At 69.4% G+C, this 21,751-nt stretch carries 17 protein-coding genes and 2 pseudogenes; 14 read left to right on the forward strand and 5 right to left on the reverse strand.

What is annotated here, in order from left to right; all coding sequences use genetic code 11:
* From OC373_RS14200 to OC373_RS14240, 9 genes are all read left to right on the forward strand, one after another.
* A partial coding sequence (locus tag OC373_RS14200; protein ID WP_261997894.1) for a TldD/PmbA family protein occupies window positions 1–693 on the forward strand: 693 nt, incomplete at its 5' end.
* Between the two features lie 132 nt (window positions 694–825).
* Window positions 826–2,460, forward strand: coding sequence for a TldD/PmbA family protein (locus OC373_RS14205; protein WP_019184927.1), 1,635 nt, complete (start codon window positions 826–828; stop codon window positions 2,458–2,460).
* Between the two features lie 20 nt (window positions 2,461–2,480).
* The gene (locus OC373_RS14210; RefSeq protein WP_019184928.1) at window positions 2,481–3,815 is read left to right on the forward strand and encodes a TldD/PmbA family protein; all 1,335 of its coding nucleotides are present in this window, start codon (window positions 2,481–2,483) and stop codon (window positions 3,813–3,815) included.
* Between the two features lie 67 nt (window positions 3,816–3,882).
* The gene (locus OC373_RS14215; protein WP_070426349.1) at window positions 3,883–4,584 is read left to right on the forward strand and encodes a DUF4159 domain-containing protein; all 702 of its coding nucleotides are present in this window, start codon (window positions 3,883–3,885) and stop codon (window positions 4,582–4,584) included.
* 61 nt (window positions 4,585–4,645) lie between these two features.
* Entirely contained in the window at window positions 4,646–5,629 is a 984-nt protein-coding gene (locus OC373_RS14220) for a MoxR family ATPase (RefSeq protein WP_070426348.1), read from the forward strand.
* Window positions 5,630–5,639: 10 nt separating this feature from the next.
* The gene (locus OC373_RS14225) at window positions 5,640–6,536 is read left to right on the forward strand and encodes a DUF58 domain-containing protein (protein WP_261997895.1); all 897 of its coding nucleotides are present in this window, start codon (window positions 5,640–5,642) and stop codon (window positions 6,534–6,536) included.
* The gene (locus OC373_RS14230; protein ID WP_261997896.1) at window positions 6,533–7,648 is read left to right on the forward strand and encodes a BatA domain-containing protein; all 1,116 of its coding nucleotides are present in this window, start codon (window positions 6,533–6,535) and stop codon (window positions 7,646–7,648) included. The genes OC373_RS14225 and OC373_RS14230 overlap by 4 nt, the downstream gene beginning before the upstream one ends.
* Window positions 7,645–9,816 (forward strand): DUF4175 domain-containing protein, encoded by a 2,172-nt coding sequence (locus OC373_RS14235; protein WP_261997897.1) that lies wholly within the window; start codon window positions 7,645–7,647, stop codon window positions 9,814–9,816. Before OC373_RS14230 ends, OC373_RS14235 begins: the two co-directional genes overlap by 4 nt.
* Window positions 9,813–11,642, forward strand: coding sequence for a hypothetical protein (locus OC373_RS14240; RefSeq protein ID WP_261997898.1), 1,830 nt, complete (start codon window positions 9,813–9,815; stop codon window positions 11,640–11,642). Before OC373_RS14235 ends, OC373_RS14240 begins: the two co-directional genes overlap by 4 nt.
* 30 nt (window positions 11,643–11,672) lie before the next feature.
* Here OC373_RS14240 and OC373_RS14245 read toward each other — a convergent pair whose 3' ends face one another.
* The gene (locus OC373_RS14245) at window positions 11,673–12,155 is read right to left on the reverse strand and encodes a hypothetical protein (RefSeq protein WP_261997899.1); all 483 of its coding nucleotides are present in this window, start codon (window positions 12,153–12,155) and stop codon (window positions 11,673–11,675) included.
* A 171-nt stretch (window positions 12,156–12,326) separates the two neighbouring features.
* Between OC373_RS14245 and OC373_RS14250 the strand changes: the two genes are divergently transcribed.
* The 3 genes from OC373_RS14250 to OC373_RS14260 are packed head-to-tail and all read left to right on the forward strand — an operon-like array spanning window position 12,327 to window position 16,294.
* Window positions 12,327–14,807, forward strand: coding sequence for a DEAD/DEAH box helicase (locus OC373_RS14250; RefSeq protein ID WP_026070064.1), 2,481 nt, complete (start codon window positions 12,327–12,329; stop codon window positions 14,805–14,807).
* The gene (locus OC373_RS14255) at window positions 14,804–15,910 is read left to right on the forward strand and encodes a ribonuclease H-like domain-containing protein (protein WP_261997900.1); all 1,107 of its coding nucleotides are present in this window, start codon (window positions 14,804–14,806) and stop codon (window positions 15,908–15,910) included. Before OC373_RS14250 ends, OC373_RS14255 begins: the two co-directional genes overlap by 4 nt.
* A gap of 48 nt (window positions 15,911–15,958) precedes the next feature.
* Window positions 15,959–16,294 carry an I78 family peptidase inhibitor gene (locus OC373_RS14260; protein ID WP_019184941.1) on the forward strand — a complete coding sequence of 112 codons (336 nt, stop codon included), beginning with the start codon at window positions 15,959–15,961 and terminating at the stop codon, window positions 16,292–16,294.
* Window positions 16,295–16,374: 80 nt separating this feature from the next.
* Here the strand turns inward: OC373_RS14260 and OC373_RS14265 are convergent, their stop codons facing one another.
* Window positions 16,375–18,228 carry a M56 family metallopeptidase gene (locus tag OC373_RS14265; protein ID WP_315985464.1) on the reverse strand — a complete coding sequence of 618 codons (1,854 nt, stop codon included), beginning with the start codon at window positions 18,226–18,228 and terminating at the stop codon, window positions 16,375–16,377.
* A gap of 15 nt (window positions 18,229–18,243) precedes the next feature.
* On the reverse strand, window positions 18,244–18,630 hold the full coding sequence (locus OC373_RS14270; RefSeq protein WP_070472651.1) for a BlaI/MecI/CopY family transcriptional regulator: 387 nt from the start codon (window positions 18,628–18,630) through the stop codon (window positions 18,244–18,246).
* 143 nt (window positions 18,631–18,773) lie between these two features.
* Here OC373_RS14270 and OC373_RS14275 point away from each other — a divergent pair.
* Window positions 18,774–19,007: pseudogene (locus tag OC373_RS14275) on the forward strand (serine hydrolase); the annotation flags it as partial.
* Here the strand turns inward: OC373_RS14275 and OC373_RS14280 are convergent.
* On the reverse strand, window positions 18,964–20,085 hold the full coding sequence (locus tag OC373_RS14280) for an SDR family oxidoreductase (protein ID WP_070426338.1): 1,122 nt from the start codon (window positions 20,083–20,085) through the stop codon (window positions 18,964–18,966). The pseudogene OC373_RS14275 and the gene OC373_RS14280 sit on opposite strands and share 44 nt — an antisense overlap.
* A 207-nt stretch (window positions 20,086–20,292) precedes the next feature.
* Here OC373_RS14280 and OC373_RS14285 point away from each other — a divergent pair, with 207 nt between their 5' ends.
* Window positions 20,293–20,634 carry a hypothetical protein gene (locus OC373_RS14285; protein ID WP_261997901.1) on the forward strand — a complete coding sequence of 114 codons (342 nt, stop codon included), beginning with the start codon at window positions 20,293–20,295 and terminating at the stop codon, window positions 20,632–20,634.
* 9 nt (window positions 20,635–20,643) lie between these two features.
* Here the strand turns inward: OC373_RS14285 and OC373_RS14290 are convergent.
* Window positions 20,644–21,675, reverse strand: a pseudogene (locus OC373_RS14290) (DNA topoisomerase IB); the annotation flags it as partial.
* Window positions 21,676–21,751: the final 76 nt, after the last annotated feature.

Consider the following 21,751-nt stretch of genomic DNA (forward strand, 5'->3'; position numbering starts at 1 on the left):
CTGGACCGCGTGCTCGGCTACGAAGCCAACTACGCCGGCACCAGCTTCGCCACGCTGGACAAGCGCGAGGCGGGCTTCCGCTGGGGCAGCGACATCGTCAACTTCTTCGCCGACAAGACCGCCCCGGGCAGCCTGGGCGCGGTGGGCTACGACGATGAAGGGGTCAAGACCAAGCGCTGGGACCTGGTCAAGGACGGCATCCTGGTCAACTACCAGGCCACCCGCGATGAGGTGCACCTGCTCGGCGAGAAGGAAAGCCACGGCTGCAGCTACGCCGATTCGTGGTCCAGCGTGCAGTTCCAGCGCATGGCCAACGTGTCGCTGGCGCCGGGCAAGGCCCCGCTGAGCGTGGCCGACATGATCAAGAACGTGGAGAACGGCATCTACATCCACGGCCGCGGCTCGTACTCGATCGACCAGCAGCGCTTCAACGCGCAGTTCGGCGGCCAGCTGTACTACCAGATCAAGAACGGCCAGATCACCGGCATGGTCGAGGATGCCGCCTACCAGATCCGCACGCCGGAGTTCTGGAATGCCTGCAGCGCGATCTGCGATGAGCGCGATTTCCGCTTCGGCGGCTCGTTCTTCGATGGCAAGGGCCAGCCGGGCCAGGTCTCGGCGGTCTCGCATGGCTCGGCGACCACGCGCTTTGATGGCATCAACATCATCAACACCGCACGCAGCCTGGGATGAGCCCGTCCCTGCTCCGTGCCGAATGTCACTACCGCGGCGCACGCATGGCCGCAAGAATCGGCTGTGCCGCCGCGGCGGTCGCCCTGATGTCGCTGTTTCCCTGCCACCCCCACACCGACGTGGAGAGCTGCCTTGCAAAGACGTGACTTTCTCGCCCTGACCGGGCTTACCGCTGGCGGACTGATCGTGCCGTCGTTCTTCGGCAAGGTCATTGCCGCCGAGCAACTGCAGAGCAGCCTCGACCCGGCCCTGAAGAAGCGCTTGGCCGACGCCGCCCTGGCCGCTGCGCGCCAGGCGGGCGCGACCTACTGCGATGTGCGTATCGGCCGCTACCTGCGCCAGTACGTGATCACCCGCGAGGACAAGGTCCAGAACGTGGTGAACACCGAGTCGACCGGCGTGGGCATCCGCGTGATCGTCAACGGCGCCTGGGGCTTTGCCGCCACCAACCAGCTTGGCACCACCGACGTGGCGCGCGCCGCACAGCAGGCCGCGGCGATCGCCAAGGCCAACGCCGGCGTGCAGACCGCCCCGGTGCAGCTGGCTGCCGCGCCCGGCGTGGGTGAGGTGTCCTGGCGCACCCCGATCCGCAAGAACGCGATGGACGTGCCGATCAAGGAAAAGGTCGAGCTGCTGCTGGACGTCAATGCAGGCGCGATGGGCGCCGGCGCCAGCTTCGTCAACTCGATGCTGTTCCTGGTCAACGAACAGAAGTACTTTGCCTCCACCGACGGCTCCTACATCGACCAGGATGTGCACCGCATCTGGGCACCGATGACGGTCACCGCCATCGACAAGAGCACCGGCAAGTTCCGCACCCGCTCGGGGCTGTCCTCGCCGATGGGCCTGGGCTACGAGTACCTCGATGGCGTCGGCACCGGCAAGGCGGTCTCGCCCAACGGCGTGGTCAACTACCGCAACTCCTACGACATGAAGGCCGATGCGATCGCCGCGGCCAGGCAGGCGCAGGAGAAGCTCAAGGCCCCGTCGGTGAAGCCGGGCAAGTACGACCTGATCCTGGATCCCTCGCACACCTGGCTGACCATCCACGAGTCGGTCGGCCATCCGCTGGAACTGGACCGCGTGCTCGGCTACGAAGCCAACTACGCCGGCACCAGCTTCGCCACGCTGGACAAGCGCGAGCAGCATTTCCAATACGGCAGCGACAAGGTCAACATCTTCGCCGACAAGACCCAACCGGGCAGCCTCGGTGCGGTCGGCTACGACGATGAAGGCGTCAAGACCAAGCGCTGGGACCTGATCAGCGAAGGCAAGCTGGTGGATTACCAGACCATCCGCGACCAGGCCCACATCCTCGGCAAGACCGAGTCCGATGGTTGCTGCTATGCCGATTCGTGGTCCAGCGTGCAGTTCCAGCGCATGGCCAACGTCTCCATGGCACCGGGCAAGACCAAGCTGAGCGTGGCCGACATGATCAAGGACGTCGAGAACGGCATCTACATCATCGGCGACGGCTCGTTCTCCATCGATCAGCAGCGGTACAACGCGCAGTTCGGTGGCCAGCTGTTCTATGAAATCAAGAACGGCCAGATCACCCGCATGCTCGAGGACGTGGCCTACCAGATCCGCACGCCGGAGTTCTGGAATGCCTGCACCGCCGTGGCCGATGAAAGCGACTACCGCCTGGGCGGCTCGTTCTTCGACGGCAAGGGCCAGCCGGGCCAGGTCTCGGCGGTCTCGCACGGTTCGTCCACCGCGCGCTTCAACGGCATCAACGTCATCAACACCGCGCGCAGCCTCGGCTGACCGGTCAGGAGCCCCAATCCATGAGTATCTTCACCGAAGCCCAGGCCAAGGCCATCCTCGACAAGGTCATCGCGCTCTCCAAGGCCGATGAATGCACTGCCGTGCTGGCCGGCTCGATCGACGGCAACATCCGTTTCGCACTGAACAATGTCTCCACCAGCGGCATCGTCGACAACACCGAACTGGCCGTCACGGTCGCCTTCGGCAAGCGCGTCGGCACCGCCTCGATCAACGAGTTCGACGATGCCGCGCTGGAACGCGTGGTGCGCCGCGCCGAGGATCTGGCCCGCCTGGCCCCGGAGAACCCGGAGTTCCTGCCGGCGATCGGCAAGCAGACCTACCGGCCCAGCCCGACCTTCAGTGAATCCACTGCGGCGATCGACCCGGCCTTCCGCGCCAAGGTCGCCGCCGATTCGATCGCGCCGTGCCGTGGCAACGGTCTGATCGCGGCCGGCTTCCTGGAAGACGGCCAGAGTTTCTACGCCACCGCCAACAGCAACGGCAACTTCGGTTACCAGCGCGGCACCAACTTCGACTACACCTGCACCGTGCGCACCGAAGACGGCCGCGGCTCGGGCTGGGTCGGCCGCAACCTCAAGGATGCCGCCGATTTCAAGGCCGACCAGGACATCCGCATCGCCATGCGCAAGGCCACCGAATCGGCCGAAGCCAAGGCGCTGGAGCCGGGCAAGTACACGGTGATCCTGGAACCGGCGGCCGCGGCCGGCCTGATCAGCTTCATGATGAACTTCTTCGATGCGCGCTCGGCCGATGAAGGCCGCAGCTTCCTGTCCAGGAAGGGCGGCGGCAACAAGCTGGGCGAGCAGGTCTACGACCCGCGCGTGACCATGGTCGCCGACCCGTGGCACCCCGAAGCCGCCGTGCTGCCGTGGGACAACGAAGGTCAGCCGCGCGAGAAGCTGGACATCATCAAGGACGGCAAGATCGCCAACCTCAACTACTCGCGCTTCTGGGCGCAGAAGCAGGGCAAGACCGCCAACGCGCGGCCGGGGAACCTGCTGATGTCCGGCGGCGACAAGAGCACTGCCGAGCTGGTCCGTGGCACCCAGAAGGGCATCCTGGTCACGCGCACCTGGTACATCCGCATGGTCGATCCGCAGACCGTGCTGCTGACCGGCCTGACCCGCGATGGCACCTTCTACATCGAGAACGGCCAGATCAAGCACCCGGTGAAGAACTTCCGCTTCAACGAGTCGCCGGTGATCATGCTCAACAACATCGAAGAGCTGGGCAAGCCGGTGCGTGTGGCCGGTGACGAATCCAGCCTGGTGATGATGATCCCGCCGATGAAGCTGCGCGATTTCACCTTCACCTCGTTGTCCGACGCGGTCTGATGAACGGTCGTGACGGCCACTGGCCGTCTCCCCGGCTGGCCGGTTGCTCCCGGGAACGTGCGCGGCGATGAACCGCGCACAGTTCCTGCGGCTGATGCTGGGCAGTGCGGCGTTCGCAGCCCTGCCCGCGCCGGCGCGCGCCCAGGCCGGGCGGTACGACTTCTGGTTCACCCGCCTCAAGTACGACTCCGGCGACTGGGACGTGGACGCGCGCATGCCGTCCAACGTGATCACCTCGCTGATCGATTACACCACCCTGCGCGTGGACCCCACCGAGCACGTGATCGCGCTGTCCGATCCGCGCATGCTGGAGGCACCGTTCTGCTACCTGGCCGGGCACAAGCTGGTCGAGTTCAATGCCGCCGAGCGGCAGAACTTCGTGCGTTACGTGCGCAATGGCGGCTTCGTGTTCGTCGATGACTGCAACCACGATATCGATGGTCTGTTCGCGAAGTCCTTCGAAGCACAGATGGCCAAGCTGTTCGGGCCGAAGGCGCTGAACAAACTGCCCAACAACCACGCGCTCTACCGCAGTTTCTTCCACTTCCCCGAGGGCCCGCCGGCCACCGGGTTCGAGCTCAATGGCTGGGGCGATGATCTGGTCCACGATTACCTCAAGGGCATCCAGATCGATGGCCGCCTCGGCGTGCTCTACAGCAACAAGGATTACGGGTGTGAGTGGGACTACGACTGGCGCAACAAGCGCTTCCTGGCCGAAGACAACACCCGTTTCGCGGTCAACATCGTGATGTATGCCTTGAACAGCTGAGCTTCTTCCTGCTTTTTCAGCCACGCGTGGCGTGGCTCTACGCCGATCCTGCGAGTGCCTTATGACGACCGACCGCCTTGATGCCCTTCTCCCCAAACTGCAGCAGCTGCGCGGTGCGTTGGCCCAGGCCGTGGTCGGCCAGCACGCGGTGGTCGAACAGCTGCTGATCGGCCTGCTGGCCGGCGGCCACTGCCTGCTCGAGGGCGCCCCCGGGCTGGGCAAGACCCTGCTGGTGCGCTCGCTCGGGCAGGCACTGGAGCTGCAGTTCCGGCGCGTGCAGTTCACGCCCGATCTGATGCCCAGCGACATCCTCGGTACCGAGCTGCTGGAAGAGGACCACGGCACCGGCCACCGTCACTTCCGGTTCCAGAAGGGTCCGATCTTCACCAACCTGCTGCTGGCCGACGAGCTCAACCGCACCCCGCCCAAGACCCAGGCCGCACTGCTGGAGGCGATGCAGGAGCGCACCGTCAGCTACGCCGGCACCACGTATGCGTTGCCGGCGCCGTTCTTCGTGCTGGCCACGCAGAACCCGATCGAACAGGCCGGTACCTACCCGCTGCCGGAGGCCCAGCTCGACCGCTTCCTGCTGCATGTGCGGGTGGACTATCCCACCGAACAGGAAGAGCGCGACATCCTGCTGCAGACCACCGGCAGCGCCAGTGGCAGCGTCCCCAAGGTGATGGAGGCTGACGAGGTCCTGGCGCTGCAGTCAGCCGTGCGCGAGGTCCACATCAGCGACGACGTACTCACCTGGATCACCCGCCTGGTGCGTGCCAGCCGCCCGGGCAGCGACGCACCGGCGGCGGTGAACCAGTGGATCAAGTGGGGCGCCGGCCCGCGTGCCGGGCAATCGCTGGTGCTGGCGGCCAAGGCGCGCGCACTGCTGCAGGGCCGCTTCGCGGCCACCCGCGAGGACGTGCAGGCGCTGGCGGCACCGGTGATGCGTCACCGCCTGCTGCTGTCCTTCGCTGCCGAGGCCGAGCAGAAGAGCGCCGACGACGTGGTCGCCGCGCTGCTGCAGGCCGTGCCGTTCCCGGGTTGATCCGCACACCGTGAGCCGCAACGCACCGATCGCGATCCCCGCCGATGTCCGCAGCCGCCTGAAGGCGCTGCGGCTGCTGCCACGGCGTGCACGCGGCGCGCACGGCATCGGCCAGCACGCCAGCCGCAGCCGCGGCGCCGGGCTGGAGTTCGCGCAGTACCGCGCCTATGAACCTGGCGATGAACTGCGCCAGATCGACTGGAAGCTATACGCGCGCTCGGACCGCTTCTTCGTGCGTGAATCCGAACGCGAAAGCCCGATCACGGCCTGGGTGCTGATCGATGCGACCGCCTCGGCGCGCCAGAGCGACCGTGCGCGACCGGACTGGTCGCGCCTGGACCACCTCTGCGCCACCGCCGCCTGCCTGGTTGAACTGGCCCTGCAGCAAAGCGACCGCTTCGGCGTGATCGCCATCAGCGGCGAGGGCGTGCAACTGGTCCCCGCCGGGCACGGCCCGCGCCAGCGCGACCGCGTGCACCTGCTGCTGCGCCAGCCCCGGGCCAGCGGCACGTGGCCGCCGGTCACTTCCCTGGCCCCGGTCTGGGAGCGGGTGCAGGCCGGCGACCTGCTGGTCGCGCTGGGCGACGGTTTCGACGAGGGCGGCATCGTGCTGCTGGAGCGGCTGGCCGCCGCCCGCCGCGAGGTGCTGCACCTGCAGGTACTGACCGCCGAAGAGCGCGATTTCCCGTTCACCGACGGCCACCGTTTCCGCGATCCGGAAACCGGCGATGAGCTGCTGGGCGACGGCCGTGCGATCCGTGCCGAATACCTGGCCCGTTTCGATACCGCCCAGCGCGCGTTGCAGGCGCGATTGCAGAGCAGCGGCATCGTGCATGCCACCGGCTATCTCGACCAGCCGCTGGATCAGCCGCTGCGTGCGCTGCTCGGTGCCGGAGGCGGCGCGTGAGCCTGCTGTTTCCACTGGGGTTGCTGGCACTGGCGGCCTGGCTGGTCCCGCTGCTGATCCACCTGGCGCGTCGGCACCAGTACGCGCCACTCGACTTCGCCGCGCTGCGCTGGCTGCAGGCCCGGATCCGGCCGCGCCAGAAGATCCGCTTCGACGCGTGGCCGCTGCTGCTGGTGCGGCTGCTGCTGCTGGCTGCACTGGCCCTGTTGCTGGCGCGGCCGGTGCTGCACGGTGGCGCCGCCGACATCCACCCGGTCACGGTGGTCGCCCCTGGTCTGGACGGTACGGCCCTGCGTGGCCAGGACGCGAAAGGAGATTGGCGCTGGCTGGCTCCGGGCTTCCCCGCACTGGCCGATGCCGCCCCGGCGACCGCTTCCGCGCTATCCAGCCTGCTGCGTGAGCTGGACCAGACACTGCCTGCCGGCGCACCGCTGACGGTGTACGTGCCCGACCCGATGCCCGGACTGGATGGCGAGCGCCCGCGCCTGTCGCGTGCCGTGGATTGGCGGCCGGTGCCGTTGGCGCCGGCCAGCACGCGCACCACCGCACCGCCGGTGCTGCAGGTCGGTGGCGAGATCGCAGAAGGCGAGCAGCGCGTGCTGGCCGCGCTGCAGCGTGCCTGGTCCAACCAGGCGTTGTCTCCTGCCCGCGGTGCCGGTACCGCCCCCGATGCCGGGCAGACCGGCGTGTGGCTCGCCGCTGCGCCGCTGCCTGCCGCCTGGCAGGCGTGGGTGCACCAGGGCGGCAGCGTACTGGTCGCGCCCGGTGCTGCGGAGGCCGGCTGGATGCCCGTCCTGCGCGATGCAGAGGGTGCAGTGGTGCTGGAGCGGTCCGAAGCACAGGGTCGCCTGCTGCGCTTCACGGCGCCGCTGACGCCGACGGCGCTGCCGGTGTTGCGCGATCCCGGCTTCCCGCGCCAGTTGCTGGCCGTCCTCGCCGCACCCGCCCCGCCGACCCTCGCCGCGGCAGCGACACAGCAGCCGCTGCGCGGCGGCGCCACGCCGCTGCCCGCACCGCGCGAGCTGAGCCCCTGGCTGCTGGCGCTGATCGTGCTGCTGTTCGCGCTGGAACGGGCGATGGCGACCTCACCGCGCCGCGGAGCCGGCGCATGAACGCTGCCATCCAGCACGCCTGGCAGCGCGCGCGCCGGCGCCAGTGGTGGATCACCACCCTGCTCGCGGTGCCGGTCGCGTTGGCGATCAGCGCGGTGGCGTGGCGGCTGGCCGGCTTCAACGCGGCTACGGTAGTCCTGCTGTTGACGTTGCTGGTCAGCGTCGGCGTGGCGACCTGGCGCGCACGTGGTCTGGATCGCCAATGGCTGGTCCGCCGGTTGAACGACCATCCGGTCGCACAGGACAGTGCCGACCTGCTGTTTGCCCCACCGGCGGCATTGAACCCGTTGCAGCAGCGGCAGCGCACGCATGTCGCCGCCGCCCTGCAGGCGCGCATGCCCGAACTGCGGCCACGCTGGCCGCGCCGGTGGCTGCTGGCCTCGGTGATCACGTCGCTGGTGGTGATGGCACTGGCGCTGGGTTGGCCACGCGGCCATAACGCGGCGCCCCTGTTCCCGGGCGCGGCGGCACCGCCGGCCACACCCGCGCAGCCACCGCAGCTGCGTTCCGCCCGGCTGGAGATCACCGCCCCGGCCTACACCGGGCAGGCCGCGCGTGTGCAGAGCACGCTGGATGGCAAGGTCCCGCAGGACAGCCGCCTGCACTGGTCGCTGCGCTTCTCGGCGCAACCGCAGGCCGCTGCGCTCCAGTTCCACGATGGCCAGCGCATCGCGCTGCAACGCGATGGCGACCAATGGACCGCGCAGTGGACCGCCACGCGTCCGGCGCTGTACCGCGTGGTCACCGAGCCTGCCCTGCGCGACACCCGCCTGTACCGGCTCGATGTGGTGCCCGATCGCCCGCCCGTGGTGCGCGTGATCGCGCCCGACCGTAGTCTCGTGCTGGGGACACCCGGCCAACGCCAGTGGCCGCTGCAGTTCGAGGCCACCGACGACTACGGCGTGGTCGCCACGGCACAGTTGAAGGTCACCCTGGCCCAGGGCAGCGGCGAGAACATCACCTTCCGCGAGCAGACCTTCAACCTCGCCGGCACCGGACCGGCGACGCAGCGGCGCTTCGCGCGCACGCTCGATCTCGCCGCGCTGGGCGCCACCGAAGGCAACGATGTGATCGCGCAGTTGACCGTGCGCGACACCCACACGCCCGGCGCGCAGAGCGCCCAGAGCAGCAGCGTGATCCTGCGCCTGCCCAGCGCAGCGGAGATCCAGGGCACCGACATGGAGGGCATGGTCAAGAAGACCCTGCCCGCGTATTTCCGCAGCCAGCGCCAGATCATCATCGACGCCGAAGCGCTGATCAAACAGCGCCGCCAGCTGCCGGCGGAGGAGTTCGTCAGACGCGCCGATGCGATCGGCGTGGACCAGCGCATCCTGCGCCTGCGCTATGGCCAGTTCCTCGGCGAGGAAAGCGAAGGCGGGGCCAAGCCACCGCCGACCAGCGATGCCCTGCCGACCAGTGACACACCAGCGGCCGCGCACGATGACGATGACGATCACGATCACGACCATGCCAGGACCCAGGCGCAGGCCGGCCACGACGACCATGATCATGGCGCGCCGACCGACGGCAGCGCCCCGGTGTTCGGCAGCGCCACCGACGTGCTCGCCGAATACGGCCATACCCACGATCACGCCGAGGCCGCCACCCTGCTCGATCCCAAGACGCGCGCCACGCTGAAGGCGGCGCTCGATCAGATGTGGTCGTCGGAAGGCGAGCTGCGCCAGGGCCAGCCCGAGCGTGCCCTGCCCTACGCCTACAAGGCGCTGGGCTTCATCAAGGAAGTGCAGCAGGCCGAGCGCATCTACCTGGCACGGGTCGGCCCGGAACTGCCGCCGATCGACGAGAGCCGACGCATGAGCGGCGATCGCGCCGACCTGGCCAGCCGCAGCTTGCCACTGCGTGCGCTGGAGGCACCCGACCAGGCCATCGTGCAGGTCTGGCAGCAGCTGGCCGATCCGGCCAGCGCGCCGGATCTGGATGCACTGACCCACTGGCTGCGACGCAATGAAGCGCGCCTGCCGGACCCGCTGAGCCTGGCCGGCGCCATCGAAACACTGCGCATCACCCCGGACTGTGCCGACTGCCACCAGGCCCTGCGTGCGCAGCTGTGGCGCGCCCTGCTGCGGCCACTGCCGCAGGTCGCCCGGCGCAACGCCCCCGATGCCATGGGTCAGCGCTACCTGGATGCACTGGAGGCCACCCCGTGAGCGAACCGCGCTGGATCCTGATCGCGCTGTTCGCCGTGCTGTTGTTGAGCAGCGCGCGTCTGTGCTGGCAGCAATGGCGCGGATCGGCGCGGGGGCGCGGTGTGTTCGCCAGCCTGCTGGTGTTGCAGGCCGTGGCGACCGTGCTGCTCTACCTGACCCTGGTGCCACCGATGCAGCGCGTGGCCGGCGGCCAGCTCACCGTGCTGACTGGCGCGGCCGATCAGGTGCGCTGGTCAGCGGCGCCGGGCGAGGCCGTGGTCGCACTGCCGGAAGCGACGAAAGTGGCAGACGCCCTCGCCGCGCCCGACCTGGCCACCGTGTTGCGCCAGCATCCCGGTCCCACCTCCCTTCGGTTGATCGGCGATGGCCTGTCGGCCCGCGATCGCGATGCCGCGCTGCCCCGTGGCGCGCGTATCGAATGGCCCAGCGCACCACAGGGCTGGATCGCACTGCAGCCGCCACCGGTTGCTGCGCCCGGTGCGGTGTTCACCGTCAACGCGCGTGCGCAGGGCGTGCCGAACGCACGCGCCGAGCTGGTGGACCCGGCCGGGCTGGTGGTTGACCGCGCAATGCCCGGGGCCGATGGTCGCGTGCAGCTTGATGGTGTCGCGCGCGTGCCAGGGCAGAGCACGTTCCGTCTGCGCCTGCTGGATGCCGGGCAGCACGTGGTCGATACGCTGGAGGTACCGGTGGACACCGTGGGCGCGGCAGCGCCGCGGCTGCTGATCCTGGCCGGTGCGCCGGGGCCCGAGTTGAAGTACCTGCGTCGCTGGGCGACCGATGCGGGGCTGGCCGTACAAGCGCACGCCCATGCCGGCGGTGGGGTGTCGCTCGGCGATGCGCCGGTCGCGCTCACTGCGGCGACGCTGGCGGCGACGGATGCCGTGCTGCTCGATGAGCGCAGTCTGGCCGGGCTGTCGGCGGCGCAACGCAGCGCGCTGCAGCAGGCGATCCGCGGTGGGTTGGGCGTGCTCGTCCGCACCAGCGGCCCCCTCAACGACAGCACGCGCCAAGCGCTGCGCAGCTGGGGGATGCCCATCAGCGGCAACAACCAGGCCACCCCGCTGACACTGCCGGCCGACGCCGATGCCGCCCTGCTCCAGGCACGCCGTGGTCCCCAGCGGCCCGCGTCGGACACCACGGCCTACATCGAAGAAGCCGACACCGCCTCGCATCAGGCCAGCGTGCCGGTATTGGAGCGACTGGGTGTGACGGTCAACGACGCGACACCGCTGCTGCACGATGACAAGGGCAATGCGATCGGCGGCTATCGCCCGCTGGGCCGGGGCCGTGTTGCGCTGCTGCCGGTCACCGACAGCTATCGACTGGTGCTGGCCGGTCGCGACGATCGCCACGCCGAGCTGTGGAGCAGCGTGCTGGCCAGCGTGGCCCGCCCACTTCCCGCCGCAGATGCACCACGCGTCGACTCCGATACCCCGTGGGCCGGCGAGCGCGTAGCGCTGTGCCAGCTGCGGGAACCTGCACAGGTGCGCGCACCGGATGGCGCGCGCATTGCGCTGCGCATCGATCCGGCCAGCGGCGCGGAACGCTGCGCCGGCTACTGGCCGACGCAGGCCGGCTGGCATCAGCTGCAGCAGGGTGAGAGCCGCCACGCGTTCTACGTGTTCGATCCGGCCACTGCGCGATCGCTGCATCGCCAACAGCTGCGTGAGGCCACCGCACAGCGTCTGGCCGTGGGCACCGCGGCAACGTCGGCCGGCGTGATCGAAACGCCAGGACCGCGTTGGCCATGGCTGCTCGCCTTCGTGCTGGCGGCCGGGCTGCTGTGGTGGCTGGAGCGGCGGCGGGGAGCGAGGCCCGCTTGACGCGCGACGGAGCGATGCTGCCCTGCCAGATCAGCGCGCCGGCGGCGCGGGGCATCCCCCCTGCTGCACACACACCTGCTGTGCCCGGCGCTGCTCGTCGTCGGTCAACTCCGGCGGTGGGCGGGCGCTCGCGGACTGGATCTGGTCGGGTCCGCCGGTGAGCTTGTTCACACCCTGCGCCGCCGCGGCCAGCCCCTTGTTGATGCCCATCATCAGATAGCCACCGCTCATGCCGACCTGCTCGGGCGAGGGGGGTTCGCTCCAGGTGCGGCTGAAGCGGTTCGGCTGCACCTGCACCGGATTCTTGAAGCGGTACAGATCCAGCGGCTCGTCGTCGGGCCTGAGCGCACGCACCTCGCCCAGCGTGGTGACATCCCCCTGCGTCGGCGCAGGCGGCGGCTCCACGGGGTCGGGTGGCGCCACCTGCTGTGCCTGCACGGCAGCGGCCAGCACCAGGCCGGCCAGCAACGCTGCACCTTGATCTCCACGTAATGCCACAGCGACTCCATCCATGTTGGTTGCGGGCTGGCCTCAAAGCATACGGAGGCCGGCGTCAGATTTCGTTGATGGCACCTGTCCGGCCGGCGCGGCGGGCACTGAACCATTCACCGGCCCGCATCGCGATGTCTCAGACATTGAGACGCGGTCATGTTTCCATAGCGTCCTTTGCAGACCGTTGTGACCATGGCTTACGAACTCGCCAAGCGGACCGAGGACGCCGAACGCCGCCTCGCCACCACCGATGGGCTGCCCTCGCGCGATGGTGCGCTGCTGACCGCACGCCTGCAGCGCCGCTACAACGACCGCATCACCGGCAGCTTCACGATTCCCGCCCGCGAGGGCCAGTACGCGCCGATCCCGGCCGATGTGCCCGCCGCGCTGGTCAATGCGCTGAAGGCGCGCGGCATTGAGCAGCTCTACAGCCACCAGGCGCAGGCCTGGGAGGCCAGCCAGCGCGGCGAGCACGTGGCCATCGTCACCCCCACCGCCAGCGGCAAGTCGCTGTGCTACACCCTGCCCGTGGTCAGCGCGGCGATGCAGGGCAAGGCCAAGGCGCTGTACCTGTTCCCGACCAAGGCGCTGGCCCAGGACCAGGTGGCCGAGCTGCTGGAGCTCAACCGCGCCGGCGACCTGGGCGTGAAAGCCTTCACCTTCGATGGCGATACGCCAGGCGATGCGCGCCAGGCGATCCGCCTGCACGGCGACATCGTGGTCTCCAACCCGGACATGCTGCACCAGGCGATCCTGCCGCATCACACCAAATGGGCGCAGTTCTTCGAGAACCTGCGCTATGTGGTGATTGATGAGGTACACACCTACCGCGGCGTGTTCGGCAGCCACGTTACCAACGTGCTACGCCGGCTCAAGCGGATCTGCGCGTTCTACGGGGTGGAGCCGCAGTTCATCCTGTGCTCGGCCACCATCGGCAACCCGCAGGCGCATGCCGAGGCATTGATTGAAGCGCCGGTCACCGCAATCACCGAATCCGGTGCGCCCAGCGGGCCCAAGCACGTTCTGCTGTGGAACCCGCCCGTGGTCAACGCCGATCTCGGCCTGCGTGCGTCCGCGCGCTCGCAGAGCAACCGCATTGCCCGCATCGCGATCAAATCCGGCCTGAAGACGCTGATCTTCGCGCAGAGCCGGTTGATGGTCGAAGTGCTGACCAAGTACCTCAAGGACATCTTCGACCACGACCCGCGCAAGCCGGCCCGCATCCGCGCCTACCGCGGCGGCTACCTGCCCACCGAGCGGCGCGAGACCGAGCGGGCGATGCGCGCCGGGCACATCGACGGCATCGTCAGCACCTCGGCGCTGGAACTGGGCGTGGATATCGGCAGCCTGGACGTGGTGATCCTCAACGGCTACCCGGGCAGCGTCGCCGCGACCTGGCAGCGCTTCGGCCGCGCCGGTCGTCGCCAGCAGCCCGCGCTGGGGGTGATGGTGGCCAGCTCGCAGCCGCTGGACCAGTACGTGGTGCGCCATCCGGACTTCTTCGCCGAGGCCTCGCCCGAGCATGCGCGCATCGCACCGGACCAGCCGCTGATCCTGTTCGACCACATCCGCTGCGCCGCCTTCGAGCTGCCCTTCCTGGCCGGCGATCCGTTCGGGCCGATCGACCCGCTGGTGTTCCTGGAAGCGCTGGCCGAGACCGAGGTCGTGCATCGCGAGGGCGACCGCTGGGAGTGGATCGCCGACAGCTACCCGGCCAACGCGGTCAGCCTGCGCTCGGTCGCCGACGGCAACTTCGTGGTGGTGGACCGCAGCGACGGCAAGCAGCAGATCATCGCCGAGGTGGATTACTCCGCCGCCGCGCTGACGCTGTACGAAGGTGCCATCCACATGGTGCAGTCCACGCCCTACCAGGTGGAGCGGCTGGACTGGGAAGGCCGCAAGGCCTATGTCACGCGTACGCACGTGGACTACTACACCGACAGCATCGACTTCACCAAGCTCAAGGTGCTGGACCGCTTCGATGGCTGCATTGCCGGGCGCGGCGATTCGCACCACGGCGAAGTGCACGTGGTGCGCCGCGTGGCCGGCTACAAGAAGATCCGCTACTACACCCATGAAAACATCGGCTACGGCCCGGTCAATCTGCCCGACCAGGAGCTGCACACCACGGCGGTGTGGTGGCAGTTGCCGCAGGCGCTGCTGCTGACCGCGTTCGACAGCAAGCAGGAAGCGCTGGACGGCTTCCTCGGGGCGGCGTATGCGCTGCACATCGTCGCCACGGTGGCGGTGATGGCCGATGCGCGTGACCTGCAGAAGGCGGTTGGCAATGGCGATGGCGCGTGGTTCGCGGTGGCCGACCAGAGTGGCCGCGGGCAGCTGCGGGGCGCCGAGTTCGATGCCAGCGCGATCGAGCTGCAGCAGCAGTTCGTGCCCACGGTGTATCTGTACGACAACTTCCCCGGCGGTGTGGGCCTGAGCGAGCCGCTGTGGCTGCGCCAGGCCGAGCTGCTGCTGCGCGCGCGCGAGCTGGTGCAGGGCTGCGACTGCAAGGCCGGCTGCCCCGCCTGCGTGGGGCCGGTCCTGGCCGGCCAGGAAGACGATGCCACCACGCCCAAGGCACTGGCCCTGAAGGTGCTGGCGCTGTTCGACAGCGCGGCGTTGCCGTCTGCCGCCGAGCGTGAGCGCCAGAGCGCCGAGATGGTCGCCCCGTGAGCCTGAGCCTGGACAAGCTGCGCCTGCTGCGCCGGCAGGCCGGTGATGCAACGCCGGCACCGGCCCGTGATCCGTCCATCGCCACTGCGGGCCGATCCGATGCGGGTGACACCATCGCTGCCGGCGGCGCCGCCCCCGCGCCCCTCCCGACCGCCGCCAACGACGCGCGTGCGCGCACGCCCGCGCCCGCCTCCGTGTTCGGCTGGGTGGAGCAGGAAATCCGCCACAAGCCCACCGGTGAGGCCGCACGCGGTACCGCACCGGCAGCGCCTGCCCTCCCGGCGCCCGCGCTGCGCAAGCCCGAGATCGGTGGCCTGCGCCGGCTGCTCGGCCTGCGCGAGCGGAGCCTCAGCACCGCCCACCCGCGCGAGAACGCCAAGGACCGCCATGTACCGGGCGAGGAGATCGCGCCGGGCCTGTTCCTGATCGAGTCGTTCGTCGCCCAGGCCATTCCCACCGAGCCCTTGTCGCTCGCCTTCGCCAAGCGCGAGGGCGAACAGGTGCAGCCACAGGACCTGCTGTTCTTCGATACCGAAACCACTGGCCTGGCCGGCGGTACCGGCACCCGCGCCTTCATGATCGGCGCCGCGGACTGGCACGCCCATCCCGAACGCGGCGATGGCCTGCGCATCCGCCAGCTGCTGATGACTACGATGGCCGCCGAAACCGCGATGCTGCGCGAGTTCGCCGGGTGGCTGCGGCCAACCACGGTGTTCTCCAGCTACAACGGGCGCTGCTACGACGCCCCGCTGCTCAAGACCCGCTACCGTTTGGCGCGGCAGCGCTGCCCGATCACCCCGCTGGATCACGTCGACCTGCTGTTCCCGACCCGCCGCCGCTATCGCGGCACCTGGGAAAACTGCCGGCTGGCCACGATCGAGCGCCAGCTGCTGCAGATCGTGCGCGAAGACGACCTGCCCGGCTCGGAAGCCCCGGCGGCGTGGTTGAACTACCTGCGCGGGGGCAGCGCGGTGAACCTGCGCCGCGTGGCCGAGCACAACCACCAGGACGTGGTGACCCTGGCGCTGTTGATGCGACGGCTGGTGGCCGAGGAACAGCGTGATCGGGAGACGTTGGCGCTGCAGGCCATTGACGCGGTGTAAAGGCCGGCCCACGGACACTGCGGGTCCTTACCGTGGGAGGACCACCACATGCGTCTGAACCTTCTGTTCGCCCTGGGCTGCGCCCTGCCGCTGGCCGCGTGCAGCCATCCCGGCAAGACGGCGGCGACGCCGGCTGACAGCCCCACCTCCACCGCGCCGCCCGCGGTGGCCGGCAGCGCCTCCCAATGCGACCCGGAAAAACTCACCGGCCTGACCGGGCAGACCGCCACCGAAGCGGTGATCCAGAAAGCGGTGAAGGACAGCGGTGCGCGCAACGCCCGCGTGCTCAAGCCGGGCATGGCGATGACGATGGATTTCCGCGAAGACCGGCTCAGCATCGAAGTGGACGCGCAGAACAGGATCGTGCGCGCCAACTGCGGGTGACCGGTTGAACCCTGCCGCGTGCTGCGACTGAAGGCGGCGGCCCGCCATCATCTGCGGGCCGCCGTGCCAGGCAGGCGGGGTCAGTCGCGCAGGCGCTCGGCCTTGCCGCTGGCCAGCGCCTGATCGATGGCCGTGCGGACCTCGCGCACGGCGCGGGCCGAGGCCAGGCTCTGCTGCTGCGCCAGACGCGCCTGTTCGCGGCCCAGTTGCGCCTGCTCGCGTGCCACCAGGGTGATCTGGCGGGCATCCACCGCCTCGGCCGTGGCGACACGGGCCTGGCGTGCTGCCTGGCTGGCGCTGGCTGACGCCGCACGCGCCTGCCGAGCGGCCTGGTTGGCCTCGGCGGCCGCATCCAGGCCGGCCTGGCGGGTGACGTGATTGGCTACCGCCTCGACATCCACCGCCGCCAGAGCGTCTGCGGTGACCTGCATCGAGACCTTGGCCAACTGCTGCCCGATCACGGCCTGGCGGTCGCCCAGTTCAGCCTGTGCGTTGCCCAGCGCGGCCACGTCCGATTGGCTGCGGCTGAGCTGGCTGAGCACGGCAGGATCGCGGATCAGATAGCGCGCCTGGCCACGGCGTACCCACAGCGCCGGCGCGCTGCCGCCCACGTCGCGTCGGGCCTGCTTGAGGTCGGCGACGGACGCATCGACGAAGTTGTCGTCGCCACCCATCAGCACGAAGGCCTGCGCGGGCTGCCGGCTGATGTCGAGCCGGCCGTGGGTGACGTAGGACATGCCGTCGTCCAGATCCTTCGGCGGCTCCGGCGCACGGGGTGCGGCAGGCGCGGCCGGCGGTTCCGGGGCAGACAGCGGTTCCGGCGCGGGAACAGGCTCGGGCGCGGGCAGCGCCGCAGGGGCCGGTCGCGGTGCCGGCGCCGGCAGCGCTGCCGGCGGGGTGGGTGCACTGGGCGCGACCGGTGCCTGGGGCGCGGCCGGCGGCGGCGGCGGTGCAGCCACCAGACGCAGCGGCGCCACGCCGACCACCACGAAACACGCGGTGATCGCCAACGAAGCCACGCGCGGCACGCTGCGGGTCTGCTGCAGGGTCACCAGGCGGCGCTTGAGACTGCGCAGGTTGGGCGAGGCGCTGGCCACGCCCACCGCAGGACGCGGCGCGACACCGAGCTGCACCAGCAGGCGGCCATAGTCATGGCGGCAATGGCCATGCCCGGCCACGACGGCACCATCGCAGGCTTCTTCGCGGGCCAACGCATATTCGCGCGCCGCCACATGCACCAGCGGATGGAAGAAGAACAGATGCTGCGACACCGCCGGCAGCAGGCCCCACCACAGGTCACGGCGCTGCAGATGGATCAGCTCATGGGTCAGCGCCATGTCCAGGTCGTCGGCCGACATCGCCGGCAGCTCGCGCGCCGGCAACAGCAGCACCGGCCGCCACGGACCGATCAACTGCGGCGAGCGGATCTGCGCGGAGAGCTTCAGGCGCGGCGCACGGCGCAGGCCATGGGCTTCGGCAGCCAGCTGCAATGCCTGCTGCAGCCCGGCGTCGGTGCACTCGGTGGCGCTGCGCACCAGCGCGCGGCTGGCGCGGTAGCCCCGCAGACTGTGCGCCACCATCAACAGCACGCCGGCGGCCCACAAGGCCAGCAGCAGCGAGGGCCAGGACCACGCCATCGTCGCCGTCTCGACCGCGGCCGGCGCATAGGCGACCGGGGCCGCCTGCACGGCGGCATCTAACGCGGGCAACGCCACCGTCGGTGCCGTCATGGTGGCCGGTGCGGGCAGCACGGCCAACTCCAGCGGGCTGCTCCACACCAGGCCCAGTACCGCCTGTGCGGCCACCAGCCACCACAGGCGGCAGCGGGTGGCGGCCGGCAGCTGCGGCAGCAGGCGGCACACGCCCCACACCAGCGCCACCAGCACCGCGCTCTGCACGCTGGTCCAGCCCAGCCGCATCAACAGCTCACTCATCATCGTGTCCATGGCTCAGCCCTCCCGCTTGCGTGACTGCAACTGTGCGACCAGCGCTTCCAGCTCGGCCAGTTCCTGATCGCTGACATCCACCTTGTGCGACATGAAGGCAACGAACGGCGAGACCGAGCCCTGCAGCGTCTTCTCCACGAAGCTGGCCACGGCGCCCTGCACCACGCTGTCCTGGCCACTGGTGGTGGCATAGCGGTACACGCCGTCCACCTGCTTGCGACTCAGGTACGACTTGGCGCGCAGGCGCTCCATCATGGTCAGCACGGTCGAGCGTGCCAGCCCACGCTGCTCGCCGAAGCCGGCGGCGACCTCCCCGACACTGGGGCGGTCCTGTTCCGCGATGTACTGCAGCAGGGCCAGTTCCTGGTCCCCGATGGTCTTGCCGCGCATGGCGCACTCCCTATGACTACACGTGTAGCTACCGTGCCAGTGACTACAGGTGTCGTCAAGTGCCGGATGGCGCGCGCCGACGAACGGTCGTTCGGGGGTGATGTCCCCCGCGCGGGGCGTTAAACCTTTCCGCCTGGGGAGACGGCTGGGCGGTATTGCAGGGAGCCCCGCAACGCCAGGTGGCCGGCATGGGCGGCGCGCGCTCGGCGTTCATTGTCTACCCCGACCAGGGGCTGGCCATCGTTGTGCTGACCAACCTGGTCGGGGCCAACCTGCAGAACTTCATTCCGCAGATCGCCGCGTTCTACGGCGCGGGTGCGCCAGTGCCGACCGTCAGCCGCGCGGCCCGCCCATCACCGGCAGGATCACGCCGCTGATGTAGCTGGCAGTGATCGGCGAGGCGAGGAACACGTACGCCGGCGAGAGCTCTTCCGGCTGCGCCGGTCGGCCCATGTCGCTGTCCTGGCCGAACTCGGCCACGTCCGGCGCCTTCTTGTCGGCGGGATTCAGCGGGGTCCAGACCGGGCCGGGCGCAACCGCATTGACGCGGATGCCGCGCGGCAGCAGCTGGCTGGCCAGCGCCTTGGTGAAGGCATGGATCGCGCCCTTGGTCGCCGAATAGTCCACCAGCGACTTGCTGCCGAACAGGCCGGTCTCCGAGCCGCTGTTGATGATGCAGGCGCCTTCGCCCAGGTGCGGCAGCACCGCGCGCGCCATCTGGATGTAGCCGCCGATGTTGGTCTGCAGGGTCTCCTGCAGGTGCTCGTCCTCAAGGTCTTCAAGGCGGTCGCAATGCAGCTGGAAGGCGGCGTTGTTGACCAGGATGTCCACCCCACCGAACGCCTTGACCACCTGCTTGACCGCCTTGTTGCAGAACGCCGGGTCGCGCACGTCGCCGGCGATCACCAGGCAGCGGGCGCCTTCCTTCTCGACGTGCTCGCGGGTGATCTTGGCGTCCTTCTTTTCATCCAGGTGCAGCACGGCGACATCGGCGCCTTCGCGGGCGAACAGCACGGCCACCGCGCGGCCGATGCCGGAGTCGGCGCCGGTGATGATGGCGCGCTTGCCCTTGAGCTTGCCGCTGCCTTGGTAATCCGGCGCGAGGAAGCGTGGGGCCAGCTGCATCGCGTGTTCGTTGCCGGGTTTGGCCAGCTGTTCGGCAGGCATCTTCTCCGGCTGGCGGCGCGGGCCTGCCTGGGTCGCCTTCTTGGTCGTGGATTTGGCGGCCTTCTTCGCCGCCCGCGCGTCCTTGGCCTTTTCCTGGTCCTGCAGACGGCGCTGGCGGGCCGCCACGCGCGCAGCGCGCGGATCGGTGGCGGCGGCCTTGCGGGTCGCGGTTTTGACGACCGGGGTGCGGGTGCGCGGTTCGGCCGCGGTCGCGGCTGCGTCGGCCGGGCGCGGGCGCTTGCGGGAGGTGGGGGTCTTGGTGGTCTTACGGGTTTTGGCCGTGGCCATGCTCGACTCCTGTTGCCGGATCAGATGCGTGGATCAAACTCGAATGCGCGCCGTGTCGGGGATCCCGTGTCGGCAGTGCGCACCTCCACTATGGTCAACCGGGCGGCCAGGCACGGTGAATGGAGCGTGCCCACACCGTGTAGAGGATTCATCCGCTGCATACGGGCGCCGATGCACCCTGAGCGCAATTCCCATGGAGTGCGTCGCATGCTTCGTTACCTGCCCGCGGCTGTGGCCGTCCTCGCTTTGTCCGCCTGCAGCAGCACCCCCGTCGCGCAGGTCCAGCCGATCGACGGCGTCATTTCCGGCCAGTGCCATATCGACAAGGTCCGCGGTGCGACCGGGCTGGCGGCGTCGGCGGCAACCGTCGAAAGGGCGCGCGTGGACAGCGACAGCCTGGAAGTGATCGTGCTGCGCGGTCAGCGCCTGGAAAGCGGCCCGACCGCCAGCGGCGCGGTGCCATCCACCACCGGTGCGGAAAGCGGTGGCGAGCGGCTGACCATCGAAACCGGCAATACCAACAACATCACCGCGATCTATTGCGGCTGATCGCTACGCTCATCCCGCGCGGGCACGCCGGACAGTGCGCCGCGCGGCTTTGAGTACTTTCAGCGTGGCCAGTTCCCACTGGCGCTCGCCACGCAGGCCGGCAAGCGCCTTCAATGAGCCCGCCCGCCAGCCATCGAATACGCAAGGATCGATATACGCCTTGCGGCACACCGACGGTGTGTTGCCCAGCAGGTTGGCGACCTCGCATACCACCTGTTTCTGCAATGCTGCCAGCGCGCGCTCACTGGAGGGTTCGGGCAGCTCGGTCACGGCAAGCTGACGGATCGCCTCCAGCGTGCCGCCCCAGGTGCGGAAGTCCTTGGCGCTGAAATCCTCGCCCATCGCATCGTGCAGATAGTCGTTGACCATGCCCGAGTCCACCGGTTGGACCGCGCCATCGTCATCGCGATACTGGAACAGCGCCTGCCCGGGCAGCTGCTGGCAGCCACGGATCAGCTTGACCAGTTCGCGATCATCCACATCCACCTCATGCGCCTGCCCGGACTTGCCCCGGAAGCGCATCTGCGCCCGGCCGCCCTTGACCAGCGCGAGGTGGCGGTTGCGTAGCGTGGTCAGCCCGTAAGAACGGTTGTCACGTGCATAGACTTCATTGCCAACGCGCACCAGCGTCTGTGCCAGCAGCGCCACCACGATCGCCAGCACCTTGTCGCGTGGGAAGCCGGGCAGCTTCAGATCGCGGCGCAGGCGCCGGCGCAGCGTGGGCAGGGCAGTACCAAAGGCAATGATGCGATCGAACTTGCCATCGCCCCTCACCCGCGCCCAATCCGCGTGGTAACGGTACTGCTTGCGCCCTCGCGCATCGCGGCCGGTGGCCTGCAGATGGCCGTTGGGCAGCGCGCAGATCCACACGTCGGTGTAGGCCGGCGGGATGGCCAGCGCGCGGATCCGGGCCAGGGTGGCCGCATCGCGCACCGCCGCGCCGTCGGCATCGCGGTAGGCGAAGCCCTTGCCGGCCTTGCGGCGGGCGATGCCGGGCAGTTCATCGCTGACGTAACGCAGGCCGGCCTGGCGGGCAGCGGCGGCTTCGGGGGTGACAGTGCGGCTCGGGCTCATGGACGCGACGCGGATCAGGGAAGCGCAGTGTCGCCGCCGCAGG

It is taken from the genome of Stenotrophomonas sp. Ste96 (assembly GCF_024519495.1).
In the GTDB taxonomy this organism is placed as follows: domain Bacteria; phylum Pseudomonadota; class Gammaproteobacteria; order Xanthomonadales; family Xanthomonadaceae; genus Stenotrophomonas; species Stenotrophomonas bentonitica_A.

Excerpts from the sequence above, each read along its gene's own strand:
- OC373_RS14210 (WP_019184928.1), top strand. The coding sequence starts at position 2,481 with ATGAGTATCTTCACCGAAGCCCAGGCCAAGGCCATCCTCGACAAGGTC.
- OC373_RS14215 (WP_070426349.1), top strand. The coding sequence starts at position 3,883 with ATGAACCGCGCACAGTTCCTGCGGCTGATGCTGGGCAGTGCGGCGTTC.
- OC373_RS14220 (WP_070426348.1), top strand. The coding sequence starts at position 4,646 with ATGACGACCGACCGCCTTGATGCCCTTCTCCCCAAACTGCAGCAGCTG.
- OC373_RS14235 (WP_261997897.1), top strand. The coding sequence starts at position 7,645 with ATGAACGCTGCCATCCAGCACGCCTGGCAGCGCGCGCGCCGGCGCCAG.
- OC373_RS14245 (WP_261997899.1), bottom strand. The coding sequence starts at position 12,155 with ATGGATGGAGTCGCTGTGGCATTACGTGGAGATCAAGGTGCAGCGTTG.
- OC373_RS14250 (WP_026070064.1), top strand. The coding sequence starts at position 12,327 with ATGGCTTACGAACTCGCCAAGCGGACCGAGGACGCCGAACGCCGCCTC.
- OC373_RS14260 (WP_019184941.1), top strand. The coding sequence starts at position 15,959 with ATGCGTCTGAACCTTCTGTTCGCCCTGGGCTGCGCCCTGCCGCTGGCC.
- OC373_RS14265 (WP_315985464.1), bottom strand. The coding sequence starts at position 18,228 with ATGAGTGAGCTGTTGATGCGGCTGGGCTGGACCAGCGTGCAGAGCGCG.
- OC373_RS14270 (WP_070472651.1), bottom strand. The coding sequence starts at position 18,630 with ATGCGCGGCAAGACCATCGGGGACCAGGAACTGGCCCTGCTGCAGTAC.
- OC373_RS14280 (WP_070426338.1), bottom strand. The coding sequence starts at position 20,085 with ATGGCCACGGCCAAAACCCGTAAGACCACCAAGACCCCCACCTCCCGC.
- OC373_RS14285 (WP_261997901.1), top strand. The coding sequence starts at position 20,293 with ATGCTTCGTTACCTGCCCGCGGCTGTGGCCGTCCTCGCTTTGTCCGCC.